The organism is Heliomicrobium sulfidophilum (assembly GCF_057715735.1).
Genome location: NZ_JBVTZZ010000005.1, coordinates 1,437,368 through 1,450,942 on the forward strand (window position 1 = coordinate 1,437,368; position 13,575 = coordinate 1,450,942).

13 protein-coding genes are annotated in these 13,575 nt (G+C 57.1%); 11 read left to right on the forward strand and 2 right to left on the reverse strand.

Annotated features, from left to right (window positions below):
* The first annotated feature begins 197 nt into the window (after positions 1-197).
* The 11 genes from AC0CW1_RS12525 to AC0CW1_RS12575 all read left to right on the forward strand — a co-directional run bounded on the left by AC0CW1_RS12525 (position 198) and on the right by AC0CW1_RS12575 (position 12,038).
* Entirely contained in the window at positions 198-2,285 is a 2,088-nt protein-coding gene (locus tag AC0CW1_RS12525) for a molybdopterin-dependent oxidoreductase (protein WP_488183368.1), read from the forward strand.
* Positions 2,286-2,514: 229 nt separating this feature from the next.
* A complete protein-coding gene (locus tag AC0CW1_RS12530; RefSeq protein ID WP_488183369.1) occupies positions 2,515-2,853 on the forward strand; it encodes a P-II family nitrogen regulator in 339 nt (112 codons plus the stop codon).
* 171 nt (positions 2,854-3,024) lie between these two features.
* The gene (locus AC0CW1_RS12535) at positions 3,025-4,500 is read left to right on the forward strand and encodes an ammonium transporter (RefSeq protein WP_488183370.1); all 1,476 of its coding nucleotides are present in this window, start codon (positions 3,025-3,027) and stop codon (positions 4,498-4,500) included.
* Positions 4,501-4,924: 424 nt separating this feature from the next.
* Entirely contained in the window at positions 4,925-6,499 is a 1,575-nt protein-coding gene (locus AC0CW1_RS12540; RefSeq protein ID WP_488183371.1) for a flagellar assembly protein A, read from the forward strand.
* A 71-nt stretch (positions 6,500-6,570) separates the two neighbouring features.
* Complete coding sequence (locus AC0CW1_RS12545; RefSeq protein WP_488183372.1) at positions 6,571-6,876, forward strand: STAS domain-containing protein; 306 nt, start codon at positions 6,571-6,573, stop codon at positions 6,874-6,876.
* A gap of 5 nt (positions 6,877-6,881) precedes the next feature.
* Complete coding sequence (locus AC0CW1_RS12550; protein ID WP_488183373.1) at positions 6,882-8,045, forward strand: PP2C family protein-serine/threonine phosphatase; 1,164 nt, start codon at positions 6,882-6,884, stop codon at positions 8,043-8,045.
* 2 nt (positions 8,046-8,047) lie between these two features.
* Positions 8,048-9,463 carry an ATP-binding protein gene (locus AC0CW1_RS12555; protein ID WP_488183374.1) on the forward strand — a complete coding sequence of 472 codons (1,416 nt, stop codon included), beginning with the start codon at positions 8,048-8,050 and terminating at the stop codon, positions 9,461-9,463.
* A 97-nt stretch (positions 9,464-9,560) separates the two neighbouring features.
* Positions 9,561-10,430: a sporulation peptidase YabG gene (yabG, locus tag AC0CW1_RS12560; RefSeq protein ID WP_488183375.1), complete on the forward strand. Its 870-nt coding sequence runs from the start codon at positions 9,561-9,563 to the stop codon at positions 10,428-10,430.
* Between the two features lie 790 nt (positions 10,431-11,220).
* Entirely contained in the window at positions 11,221-11,523 is a 303-nt protein-coding gene (locus tag AC0CW1_RS12565; RefSeq protein WP_488184187.1) for a hypothetical protein, read from the forward strand.
* Positions 11,477-11,608 (forward strand): IS66 family transposase, encoded by a 132-nt coding sequence (locus AC0CW1_RS12570; RefSeq protein WP_488183376.1) that lies wholly within the window; start codon positions 11,477-11,479, stop codon positions 11,606-11,608. The genes AC0CW1_RS12565 and AC0CW1_RS12570 overlap by 47 nt, the downstream gene beginning before the upstream one ends.
* On the forward strand, positions 11,550-12,038 hold the full coding sequence (locus AC0CW1_RS12575) for a flagellar protein FlaG (protein ID WP_488183377.1): 489 nt from the start codon (positions 11,550-11,552) through the stop codon (positions 12,036-12,038). The genes AC0CW1_RS12570 and AC0CW1_RS12575 overlap by 59 nt, the downstream gene beginning before the upstream one ends.
* Positions 12,039-12,128: 90 nt before the next feature.
* Here the strand turns inward: AC0CW1_RS12575 and AC0CW1_RS12580 are convergent, their stop codons facing one another.
* Together AC0CW1_RS12580 and AC0CW1_RS12585 are read right to left on the reverse strand one after the other, a co-directional pair.
* On the reverse strand, positions 12,129-12,467 hold the full coding sequence (locus AC0CW1_RS12580) for a hypothetical protein (protein ID WP_488183378.1): 339 nt from the start codon (positions 12,465-12,467) through the stop codon (positions 12,129-12,131).
* A 90-nt stretch (positions 12,468-12,557) separates the two neighbouring features.
* Positions 12,558-13,316, reverse strand: a complete 759-nt coding sequence (locus AC0CW1_RS12585; protein ID WP_488183379.1) for a 4Fe-4S dicluster domain-containing protein — start codon at positions 13,314-13,316, stop codon at positions 12,558-12,560.
* Positions 13,317-13,575 lie beyond the last annotated feature (259 nt).

The following is a 13,575-nucleotide window of genomic DNA, read 5'->3' on the forward strand; positions in this document are numbered from 1 at the left end:
AGCCGCAAGCAGGAGGAAGGACCATCGAGGTGTAAATAAGATAATTGAATTTGCGCCGATGAGAACAGGGGAGAGACCGAGGAGAAAAACCACAGAAAAGATGGATGCCGAGAACATTGACGCCGATAGAGAAAACCATAGTGAAACGCCGATAACACCGATCCTACGCGCTGAAACACAAAGGGGATGTAACGATTATGCTCGTCCTGCCGTCTGTCTGCCCCCTCGACTGTCCTGACGCCTGCGGCCTCCTGCTGGGCGTCAAAGGGAACAGGGTCGTCTCCTGTCAGGGCGACCCGGATCACCCTTTTACGCAAGGGTTCCTCTGCGGCAAGATGGGCCGCTATCCGGCTCATCTCAACTCTCCAGAACGGTTGACCCAGCCGCTGCGCCGTATCGGGCCGAAAGGGACGGCGGCCTTCGAACCCATCTCCTGGGAGGAGGCCGTCGAGACCATCGTGGACCGCTTCCGGGCCATCATCGACGAAAGCGGCGCCGAGGCGATCCTGCCTTACTCCTATGCCGGCACGATGGGCCTCGTCCAACGCAACAGCGGTCACGCCTTCTTCCACCGCCTCGGGGCGAGCCGGCTCAAGCGGACCATCTGCGCCACCACGGCCGATGTGGGCTGGACGATGGCTCTGGGGAACACGATGGGCAGCGACATCGAAGGGATGGTCGACGCCGACCTGATCCTCATCTGGGGCATGAACATCGCCTCCACCCACATCCACCTGCTGCCCTTTTTAAAGGAGGCTCGGAAAAAAGGCGCCCAGGTGATTCAGGTGGACTGCTACAAAAATCGCACCTCCGCCCTCGTCGACCGCGTCGTCCTCATCCCGCCGGGAACGGACACGGCGCTGGCCCTCGGCATGATGCATGTCCTGATCCAAGAAGACAGCCTTGACCACGCTTTCATCGCCGAACACACAGAGGGCTTTGAATCACTCAAAGAAAAGGTGCTCCGCCAGTACGCCCCGGAACAGGTGGAGGCCATGACTGGCATCGACGCTTCGATGATTATCGAGTTGGCCCGGGCCTACGGCGCTGCCAAAGCGCCCTTCATCCGCATCGGCAACGGCCCCAACCGCCAGCGGGACGGGGCGATGATCTATCGCACCCTGGCCTGCCTCCCCGGCCTCGTCGGCGCCTTCACCAAAAAGGGCGGCGGCATCCACGCCTCCTCCAACACCGGTCAGGCGCTTCCGTCGGGCCTTGTCACGAGAGAGGATTTGCAGCCCTCTCCTGCGCGGGAGATCAACATGATCGAACTGGGCCAGGCGCTGCTGGAACAGCAAGACCCGCCCATCCGGGCGCTCTATGTCTATCACGCCAACCCGGCGGCGGTGGCTCCCGAATCGGAAAAAGTGCTGCGTGGGTTGCTCCGAGAAGACCTGTTCACCGTCGTTCATGAACAGGTGCTCACCGACACGGCCCGCTACGCCGACATCGTCCTGCCGGCGACAGCCGCCCCGGAGCACGCCGATATCTACCGCTCCTACGGTCACTTCTACATCCAGCGCGCTCGTCCGGTCGTTCCACCGCCCGGCGATGCCAAAAGCAACCTGGAGGTCTTCTCCCTGCTGGCCAAAGCCTTCGGCTTCACAGAGCCCCATTTTCAAAAGAGGGCCGACGACCTGATCGACGAGCTGCTGGCGCAACCGACGCCGCTGCTGGAAGGGATCGACCGGGCGGCTTTGGCGGCTGGACGAGCGGTCCGGCTCAATGTGGGCGACAACCCGCCCTTGCGCTTTGGCCGCTTCCAGACCCCTTCCGGCCGGCTCATATTCGAGAATCCCGCCCTGGCCGCGCAGGGCTATCCGACCCTCCCCGAATACCGCCCCCGGGTCAAAGAGGCAGCAGAGCAGCCCTATCCCTTGCGCCTGCTCGCCAATCCCGGCCATCACCTGCTCAACAGCACCTTCGGCGGTGCGGCCGAGACGGAGCGCCGTGAAGGACCGCAGCGGATCCGGATTGCTGCTGTGGACGCGACCGCCCGCAACATCGTCAACGGCCAGAGGGTGCGCGCCTTCAACGCACTCGGCGAGGCTTTTTTCGAGGCCGATGTCAGCGACGATGTGCCAGCCGGCGTCGTCGTCGTCGAAGGGGTGCGCTGGCATTCGCGCGTGCCTGGCGGCAAGAACGTCAACCACCTTACCGCCGGGAAGGGAACCTTGCTGGCGGGCGGCTCCTCCTTTAACGACAATTATGTGGAAGTTGCGCCGGAGGAGGCAAAAAAAGTTTATTTGGGGGATTGCCAACTCCGCACAGAGTCGCTACAATAATAACCAAGACAGAGACGTCCCGTATCCTTGCGGATGGTCTCTGTCTTTTTGTTTTCCTCCCTTTTGTTATCGCTAAGCGGGAAGGAGTGGTGTTTACGGAAAGCTTGGTTTCGCCGCCCTCACCGTGCACCACTGGTTCCGGAAGCAGCAGAGCGGTCCCGAGGTGCAGCCTCCGGCAAACCACCAAAGTGCGCCGACAAACAGAGAGAGTAAGGAGAGTGAAGGTTCAATGAAAAAGATCGAAGCGATCATCCGCCCAACCAAACTGGATGAAGTGAAAGAGGCCCTGAACCGGATCGGGGTGCGCGGCATGACGGTCACCCAGGTAGCCGGTTGCGGGCTGCAGAAAGGGAAAAAAGGCTTCTACCGCGGTTCTGAGTACACCATCGACCTGCTCCCCAAGGTGAAAATTGAAATCGTCGTCGCCGATGGACTCGTCGACGAAATCCTCAAAGTGATTGCCGACTCGGTCCGCTCCGGAGAGATTGGCGACGGCAAAATTTTCGTATCGCCGATTGAAAACGTCGTCCGCATTCGCACCGGTGAAACGGGAGATGTGGCGCTCTAAGGATATCCGGGCGAGACGCCCACATCGGTCCCGAGGGGCCGAACGGTTGCCTAGGGGAGCATAGGGGCTCCCGAGGGAAGAGGCGAAACTTCCTTCGGGAGCCCTATGTGTTTCTCCAGACAAAATAACAAGCCAAAAGAAAACGAGTGGTATAGAAGAGGAGGACTTTTCATGAAGCGCATTGCCTTATTTGCCATCTTAATGTTGCTTGCGGTCACCTGCCTGGGCCTAGCTCCTGCCTTCGCCGATGAGGCCCCTACCGCCGCCGCTCCCGCTGCCTCCACCGAGGCCGCCGCGACGACGGCCGAAGCCCCCGCTGCTGATGCTGCGGCTGCCACAGAAGCCCCGACTGCTGACACCGGCGACACCGCCTTTATCATCATCTCCGCCGCCCTGGTCATGCTGATGACCCCCGGTCTTGCCCTCTTTTACGGCGGCATGGTCCGCAAGAAGAACGTGCTCAGCACCATGATGCACAGCTTCATCATCATCTGCCTCGTCTCCGTCATCTGGGTCCTCTACGGCTACTCGTTGGCCTTCGGCCCCGACATCAACGGCATGATCGGTTCTCTCGACTTCGTCATGTTCAACAACGTCGGTCCCGACCCGAACCCCGATTACTCGGCCACCATCCCCCACTCCATCTTCTCCATGTTCCAACTGATGTTCGCCATCATCACCGCCGCCCTGATCAGCGGCGCCTTCGCCGAACGGATGAAGTTCTCCGCCTTCCTGCTCTTCACTGCCATCTGGATCTCCGTCATCTACTTCCCGCTGGCCCACTGGGTCTGGGGTCTCGGCGGCTGGCTGCGCGACCTGGGCGCTCTTGACTTTGCCGGCGGCACCGTTGTCCACATCAGTTCTGGCGTCTCCGGTCTCGTTCTGGCTATCCTGCTTGGCAAGCGCCGAGGTCTGGGCACCACCCCGATGCCTCCCCACCAACTGCCCCTGACCGTCCTCGGCGCCGGCCTGCTCTGGTTCGGATGGTTCGGTTTCAACGCCGGCAGCGCCCTCGGCGCTAACGGTCTCGCTGGCAGCGCCTTCGTCACCACCAACACCGCCGCTGCCGCTGCCGCCCTGAGCTGGATTTTCGCGGAATGGATCCGCCAAGGCAAGCCGACCGTCCTGGGCGCCGCCTCCGGCGCAGTCGCCGGCCTGGTCGCCATCACCCCGGCCGCCGGTTTCGTCACCGCCGGTTCCTCCATCATCATCGGTCTCCTGTCCGGCGTCATCTGCTACTTTGCCGTCATCCTCAAACCCCGTCTCGGCTATGACGACGCCCTTGATGCCTTCGGCATCCATGGTGTCGGCGGCACCTTCGGCGCTATCGCCACTGGTATCTTCGCCACCACCACCGTCAACTCGGCCGGCGCAGACGGCCTCCTCTACGGCAACTCCGAACTGCTGGTGAAACAGCTCATCGCCGTCGGCGCCAGCTACGCCTTCGCCGCCATCGGCACCTTCATCATCTACATGATCGTCAACGCCATCTTCAAGGCTCGCGTCACTGTCGAAGACGAAGAAACCGGCCTCGATATCACCCAACACGGCGAAGAAGGCTACCCCGACTTCGCAGTCCAAGCAGGCGGCCTCTCCAGCGTCAGCTACTCCAGCAGCACCAGCTCCAGTGTGGTGCACAGCCACTAAGGTTGGTTGAAAAACTCGATATTCGCAAGAAGAACACAGCCCTGTGGCAACAGCGGCTGTGTTCTTCTTGCGCTTCAGAAAGAATAGGTTTTTTCGAAAAACAAAAGGGAAAGTCGCATCTTTCACGAAATAATTGTCGTAATATTTGTATTTCGGTGGTGACGAACGGATGAGTATTGCTAGTAAAGCCCTAGCAGGCGATCCACCGGTCTCTGTCAACGATATCTGCATAAATGGAAAGGCGTCAGTCTCTGACGGTGTTGTTCATGTGCAAAACCCGGTTGGAGCCTGCAATTACGCCGTGCTCGTTCCTGGCGACTATATGCAAGTTTGGGTGGATGAACAAGAAATTAAGGAATCAATAGTAATCTTTCAGGAATCGCGAATCCGAATCAAACTGTTCTCAACGCAACCAAAGGCGGATATGGCGATACACCTATCGCACGATGGGTTGGAGGCTTCCGTTACCCTCGACTTTTCCCCGGGCTTTCTGTTCCATCTCGTCGATCAGCCGCCCCAGGAAAAGTTAGAACTGAAGGCAGAAGTGAAAAAAGTCATCCCTCCGCCCGATGTGGAGGAGTGGAAACTGGTTCAGGAGGTCCGAAAAGCTGGAATCACGGTGCCGCTCGATTTAAATGAGGTTGCTCTGGCGCTGAAAGAAAAGCGGAATGGGACCTTCGTTGTGGCCCGAGGGCAAGCGCCGGTGCACGGGGAAGATGAGATGCTGCGCTTATTGGCGCTGCCGACGAAGCGAGAGATGAAGGAAACCGACCGGGTTGATTTCCGTGAACGAAATGCGGTAACCGGCGTTGATGTGGGCAGTTTGATCGCCGTAAAGACGGGGGGGACAGAAGGGCGACCGGGATGGACCGTTCGCCGGGAAGAGATCCCGGCGAGGGTAGGCGTTCCTCTAGTGGTACGCTCGGGGCCAGGCATTCAGGAGATGGGGAAGCGCTATGTAGCGACTGCGCCCGGACGTCCCTATTGGGACCCAGTGACGAAAGTATTGGAGATCCTTCCCCTCTGCGATGTGGGGACAGTCGATTACCGGAGCGGGAACGTCCACTTTCCTGGTGATGTCCATGTTGCCGGTGACGTGCTTGACGGATTTGTGGTCGAGGCGTCAGGCATGGTGTCTGTGGAGGGTTTTGTCTATAGCGCGCGGATCGAAGCAGGAGGACATGTCATCATCCGTGGGAACCTGATCGGGGGCGTGGTGGTGGCCGGCAAGGACAAAGGGCCGCTACGAGCGCTGTTAGTTCATTTGACGCCGCTGGCGGGAAGATTGAAAGAATGCGTCCAGGCGATTGCAGAGTTGAAGCAAAACAGCAAATTTTCGCTGAAGGACCTGCGGTTGTCAGGCGATGGGCCGCTGATCAAGCTGATGCTCGATAACCGGTATAAAGATATCCCGGAGTATGTGGAAGCCCTGGTCGCCTTTGAGATAAAGCCTATGGCGGAACTTACCGGTAAGCTCAAGGCTGCCTTGACCGGGTTGGGGCCATTGAAGATGGAAAAGGTGGAGGAGTTGGCGCTTCTTCTCGACGAAGTGGAACGAGTCGAAGCGGACATTATGAAGTCTGTTGCGGCGGAAGCAGACGTGACCGTCGCAAACGTACAGAACGGTCAGATCACGGCTGCGGGAAGCGTGCAGATCACAGGACAAGGCGCCGTGAATGCGCAGGTGCGCGCCGGTGTGGACGTAACGGTCAACGGCGCCTTTCGAGGCGGTCTTGTCAGCGCTGGACGGAGAGTGGTTTGCGGAGAATTAGGTTCGACCGGCAATGTGGAGACACGGGCGGAAGTTGGGGACGGCGATGGCAAGGATAGCGGCTTTCTTGCGGCCAGGGTGCTTTACCCGAATGTGTCGGTGCGGGTCGGCCGGTACGGCATGAAAAACATGCGGGTGGAATTGCAAGCCTTTTGCCGGGCAGACAGCGAACGTGAGGCGGTTGTGGTTGAAAAGGCCAAGGGAAAAGGAAATGAAAAGGGCAAGTAAACGAGTTGATGACTCAGAACCGGAAAGAGGGTAACTAAAACGGGTGAGTGAAAAGGGGAGAGTGGCGACAGATGGAAATGACGTTTTACCGGCAAGACGAGACGGGTACGTGCAGGCTTGATGAGGACCTGGATATGCAATCCGCGGAAGACTTTGTCCGGGACAATAAGCAGTTTCTGTTGGAAAACCAAGGCCTCAAAGATCTTATTTTTGACCTTACCCACGTCGAGTTTATGGATTCCACCGGTGTGGGGGCGCTCATGCAGGTGATCCGGTTGGCAAGGCAACAGGGCGTAACATGTCGGCTGGTGGGATACAGTCTGGAAATACGGGATGCCCTGGAACTGATCGGCGTTTTCGGGGTGGTGGAGGAGTAACGGTCATGGCTCTTCGTCGCCGGTACGATCCGAAAAAGCGTTCGCTCGTCTACGCCATGTCCCGGTGCTATCCCTATCCGATCATCCTCTTTTTTTCTGACGCCCGTTTGCCCTGGCTAAACGAGGCGGCCGAGCGCTTTTTGGCTTATTTTGAGGGGGATACCCGGAAATCTAGACTGGTTACCGTCGCCACCTGGCTTGAGCTTGATGTAGAAAGCCATAGCGACAAGACAAGCGCGACGGTCCTGTTGAAGGAACTCCCCGTCAATACGACTTGGGTTGAGGTGACATTAGCCCCCTTACGGGGAGAGCACGGCTATGAAGGCGTCATCGCCTCACTGCGGGAAGTCGCCGCTCAGGAGTCAGTGAACCGTGAAAAGGACGACCGCCTCGCTGCAAATCTGTTGCATCTTATGCGTCCTGCCGACTGGAGCCTCCCGGGAAAGTGGCAGATCGCCGGAAGGAGTGTAGCCGCCCGGGCGCTGGGCGGCGATTACTATGACATCATTCCCATCCATGGCGATAGCAAGGTTGTGCTGGTCATGGCCGATGTGATGGGCAAAGGCGCCCGGGCCGCTTTGCAGATGGTGATGGTTCGACAGGTGGTCCGGCAGGCGACAGCAAGGTACAAGGATACCGGTGGTGCGGTAGAGGCGATTCACCGCGGTCTATACCGGGATTTGGCGCAGACCAATACCTTTGTGACCCTCCTTTACCTGGTTCTCGATGTGGCCAGCGGGCGCTTTACCTATGTGAATGCAGGTCACCACCCGCCATTGCGGCTCCGCGGCGGCAAAGGGGAGTTTTTATCCGGGAAAGGACCTGCCCTGGGGCTTCATGAGCATCCTCGCTATCCCGTGTGGATGGAGTCGCTTCTGCCTGGCGAGGGGCTGTTGTTGTTTACAGACGGTCTCGTGGATACAAGAATGGCAGAAGGACGAAGGCTCGGGAAGGATGGGTTGCTCCATGTGGTCGAGGCGGTTTGCGGCGAGATCGGCTTCGACCTGATAGCGCCTGACCAGGTATCGAGAGGGAAGATATTGTCCCGCTCCCACCCGGGTCGGGCGAAGTTTTTGCTGGACCGGGTTTTCGAAACAGCCAGGGCCTTTCCGGAAAATGCGTCTCAGTGGGATGATATGACGGCTATCGGGCTATGGAAAGAGGGATAAGGATGAATGCCTGGCTCGATTTGATCGACGGAGGAAACCTGCGGCGATTGCTGGAAAAGCCGCTGACGATTGAGCTGATTGACATCCGGGCCGATCAGCGCTTTACCGGCGAGGTGGTCGTCATCAGCCCGACGGGACTTGGCATCCGTACAGATGCGCCCTGGAAACAGGGTTACCGTGTGCGGCTGTCGGCCAATCTCGATGTGATCGTCCGGGGGATTTATGGCCGGGAACTGGACGGCGTCCACGGTTATGATATCGTAGAGGTATTGCGAGACGGCATCGCCGGACAACGGTTGTCGAACGAAGAATACCTGCTCCTTGTCGGAGCGCCGGAGCAGTTCATCGATATGATCTGTCAGCACATGCCGGAACATGTGCAGGGGGTCGTGCGCGGCCGCTTGCTGGAACGGTTGGAGAAACTGCAACTGATCGACGAACTGTCGGTGGGTCAGATTTGGGCCTATGGTGAGAGCGGACTCCGGCCGCTAGGGAGAGGGCGGTTACAACTGCCTCAAGATTTTTTGGTATGTGGAATGCAAGCGGCCCTTGCCGATGGAACGGCCAAACGGGATTTCCTCGCCCAGGAGGAGCGCTACTATGACTTGCACTTTTTGCCGCTGTCGCCCCGGCGGGGCGGCGTGGTGGCGCTGGATATTACCGAGGTGGTGCGCAAAGAGCGTTTCGGTCATGATTATGAGCGGAAGGTATATCGCGACGTGATCCTGGCTGCCACACAGGGACGGCTGGTGTTGTTGGAAGAGCCGGAGATATGCCAGTTGAAGGCGGAAGGAGACGTGTTGGCCGAAGGGGAGGTTTGCAATCCTGCCGATGTTAGAGATGCCAGGAAAATGATCAAGAGATCACTCTGTGAGACCTTTGCAGGAATGTTTGCCCAGTTAGAGTCCGAAGATGAGACTGGCGTCATTGCCGATTCCTACCGTTCTGCCGGTGTTGCAGGGAGGCCCATGCTATGGTCGGATAGGAAAGTCAACATGTTCCTCTTGTGTTGCACGGAGGCCCTTACGAATGCAGTGAAGCATGCCGGTCACGGGCGGTTTGCATTGCGATGGGTGCAGGAAGCTGGAGTGATGCGATTTTGGGTCGGTGATCAGGGGAGTGGAATTCCCTTAGAAGAGATACCGAAAGTGACCTTGCTCGATCGGTATTCGACAAAAGAGTCACTGGGCTCGGGCTCGGGATTTTTTATTATGTTGCAAGGAATAGGCGTATACAACAGGTCAGATGACGGCGAAAAACATCTAGACAGAGAATTCGGCAGATCGTTAATCAAGGGAGTAGAGTGGGGCCATCATGTCACCAGGGGTAAGTTCGGAGGCAGGGTGTTGTTACACACTGGAATCAGTGGAACCACAGTAGGACAGGAATGGCAAGTACATTTCGCCCCTAGCAATTAGTCCCTCTATTCGATTGTTCTGCACCTTCCCCGATAACCCTCATACTCATATTACTGACGTAGAGTATGAGCGTTCGCAAATGGGGGAGATGCAGCGAATGGAGGATTTGCGCGTCGGGACCATCGTGACCCGTCATTCATATGGGAACGACATCTTTTTTCGCATCGCCGAGATCTGGCCGGGGGAGGAGGAGCCGGAGGCCCGGTTACTAGGATTGGATATGCGGCTTGAGGCGGACGCGCCTGCGAGCGATCTCGACACACCGCCGCTGTTGGAGATATTCAGATACAAACAGCGGGTGCTACTGCAAAACTACAAGCGGGTCGCCCGGCTGGTGGACCGGCGACAGGTGTCTACGCTCCCGCTTAACGATGATCCGGCGCGGGATCAGCAGCGGAAGCTTTCCTATCAGATGCCAGGGTCGGTGCTGCACATCGATGGAAACGAGGAGTACCTGGAACTCTGCCTGGATACGTACAAACAGTTGAACATCCGCGCGCGCGGCTTTTGTTACCCGGAAGGGAACTTTCCCGAAGTCGTTGTCCGTCACCTGGAGCGATACAAACCTGATATCCTGATCATCACCGGTCACGACAGTCTGCTAAAGGGGTCGAGCGACTCGGGGGAGTCGGAAGCGTACCGCAACTCGCCTTTTTTTGTCGAGGCCGTCCAGGCGGCGCGCAGGATCGTAGAAGACCCAGACGAATTGATCATCTTCGCCGGCGGTTGCCAGTCCAACTTTGAAGCCCTCCTGAAAGCGGGCGCCAACTACGCCTCATCGCCCGACCGCGTCATGATCCATGCCCTCGATCCGGTGTTGATCGCCGAAAAGCTGGCCTACACGCCGGTCCATGAGTATGTGGAACTCCAGGATGTCTTGGCCAACACCATCAGCGGTCCCGAAGGGATCGGCGGGATCAAGACGCGGGGCTGTTTCCGCTGGGGGAACGCGAGACGGATTTATTAAATCGTTCATATTATCTATTCGTATCATGCCTGCTGCCGTCCAACAGCAGGTTTTTCATTTGAGTTGCAGAGGGCGATAAATACCCGCATTCCGCGAGAGTCTACCTTTATCCAGAGTTACGATATCCGCAATCCGATGAGCCCCGCCGAGATCTTGACGGAATACAAGCACCAGAACACGATTGAGATGAAGTTTCGCTTCTTGAAAAACCCAGTCATGCTGGGGGCGGTGCACTTGAAGAGCAAGCGTCGAATTGAGGCGCTGGGCTATGTCTTTGTGTTACGAAAATGTTTGATGCTTTTCGTACTAGCCATAAGGAAGGCCCTCCTATGGTAGTGTTTAAGTTCTACCACAGAACAGTAGGTTTTTTGTGTCTATCACTTGTGGCTATTCCGGTTAATCTTTGACGTATTCTTTAACTAAATTAGTCAAATTATTTTCTTTTTGTAATCCCGAAACTTCTTTTTTTCCTTGGGAATCATCAACGAAAAAGTATGGTATACCCGGAAAAGTAGGCTTACAGCTATTGTGTTAAACGGTGCGGTTGAAATTGTGTTTTCTATACTTCGGTTAATGACAAATGTTTCCATGGTTTTAGATGTCCTGGTCAGCCTAATTCTTAGTTTTGTATTCTTATATATACCGATACATTTTAAAAAAATTATCCAGTAAGATACAGCGGTGTTATTAAAAGTTACGGAGATTGGTTGGGAGAGCCGTAGTTGTAGAATTGAACAAATTGGTGGTAATACTTGAGTATTCTTTGAAGTAGCGGAAGCTATCCTACCAGATGCCTGTGGTGCTGATCGCCGAAAAGCCGGCCTATATGCCGGTCCATGAGTATGTGAAAAACCAGGATGTCTCGACCACACCATCAGCGGGCCTGAAGGGAGCGGCAGGATCAAGACGCGGAACGAGTCCCTGGAAGGCTCCACCGCCGCAGTGGGATTTGAATACTGCAAACAGATCTTTTCCCTTGAGAGAGTTGGAATCGCTCTCTCCGGAGGAACGGAAGATTCAGCGTCAGGAACGGTCCAAACCCGTACTTGAGGCCTACTGGTCATGGCTGGAAAGCGTCAACGCGCTCAAATAACCGAGCCGAGAATGCGATTCGGCCATTTGTCATCGGTCGAAAAGGATGGCTCTTTGTTAGTGCAGGATTTCTTAGGGACACGTAGAATAAAACCCCCAAATAGTAGTGGGGACCATTTTTCTGCTGATGGGGGTCGAGATATGAATATCCATACCTCGAATGCGCCTGCGCCTTTTTCGTCCACAACACCATATGCGGCCCCTGTTGTTCAAAACGGTGCGGAGTCCCCAACGACGCCGGTTATGGAGGACGACGCCGAAAAAGCAGGTCTCATCACTCAGGCCCAAGCAGCCCCGATGTCAAAGGATGCTTTGACGGAGAAGATGGAAGAGACGAATGCCTTTTTACAGTCGATCAACACAGATATCCGGTTCCGCTGGCATGAAAAGGCCGAGCAGTTGATGGTGGAGGACCGGAACGAAAAGGTGCTGAAAACATTTCCGCCCAAAGAGTTCTTGGATACGCTGGCTAAGATACGAGATTACGTGGGATCGCTCATCGATACAAAAGTGTAATCAATAAGTGAAACAGAAAACCCGCTGTCGCCAATGCGATCCAGCGGGTTTTTTGTTTTCATTCTCTTTTTTATGGCTACCCCTCGCTTCTCACCGGGGAAACCGCTCGTCGACCTCCCAGGACTCCACGATCTGGCGGGCGGTTCGGGCATCATAGCCCCGGCCCATCAGATGGGTGATGGCGGCCACTTCCCGCATGGCGTGAGGGACCGATGTATACCGGGCCTCCCGCAAGCCATACTGGACGACCGGTTCAATGGCAGCCAGCGTTTGGTCCCGCAACTGAGCGCCTGTGTAGCCCGGTCCGGGGGCAGGGTAGCCGGGCATCGCGCAGCCGGTCCCGTGCCCCGGCATACAGCCGGGCGACGGAGTATAGGCGTATCCGCCGGAATAGGGATACCTGTACCCGTAAGGTTCCTGATAGGTCATCGAAAACCGCACCCCTTCAAGCTATGAATTGCCTAGGTGCTAGAAATATATGAAAAATTTGGTGCATAGGGAACGGGGCGCGCCTGTTTTTTATCCTTCCGGTTGCCCATGGGTCGTAACTGCCGATCCTTCTTTCACGGGGGCAGCCGCCAGAACTGCCGCCGGAGTTTCCACCGGGGGGGCAGGTGCCCATTTTGCCCGATCTAGCCAGTTCCGAAGTCGCTCTCCTTGCTCTTTCCCGCTTAGGTACGCCGTGACGATGGCGCCGATCCGTTCTACAACAGCGTTATCGTCCAGCCGGTGGCCGACCGGTGCGGCCAACCGAGGGATGCGTCCCAGTTTGCCGCCGGCCAGCAGGGTCCAGCCGGGTGTGCCCGAGCGCAGCGTACCGGAGGGGCAGGCCTTGACACAGCGGCCGCAGCCCAGGCAGTCGGCAGAGAGATGCGGACCGGTGGCGGTCAATTGGATAAACCGTTCCGGGCAGGCGTCGACACAAGCGGCGCAGAAGAGGCAGGGGCTTTCCGTAATCGCTACGGGTGATCGGGCCTGGAGGCCGAAGTCCCGGATCTGGGGCTGGGAACAACTATTGGGGCAGCCGGCCAGGGCCACGCGCAGGATGTCGTGGGCCGACTGCGCCTGGCGGGAACCGAAAGACTGGCAAAGCATGGCTGTGACCCGCTCGGCCAGACCGCCGGGATCCAAAATCAGGTTGGGGCAGCAGCACTCGCTTTGGTTCGCAGCGCAGCCCCGGTTGGAAGCGTTGCTGCGGCGAGGCGCGCCGCCACGACAGGGAACGACATCATAAGGGGGGCGAAGAGCTCCTGGCGAGTGACGAGGACGATTTGACATGGCGCGCACCTCCGTTTGTCATCCCGTTGTTGCTTGACTCATTATACGCGCAATCGAATGACAAAAAAGTGACAGCGATCATCCCTAAGGGCATAGCCACCGCTTGTGATTCATGTTACAATATAAATGGAAGCAACCCATCAATGCCCCCATCCATCGCCAATTTCTATTTATAGATCGAGGTTGACGCCGTTCCGAGCGGCGTCGTTTTCATGTTTTCATACTTTATGATCAGGCTGCATAACTTTGTAGGGCGGGG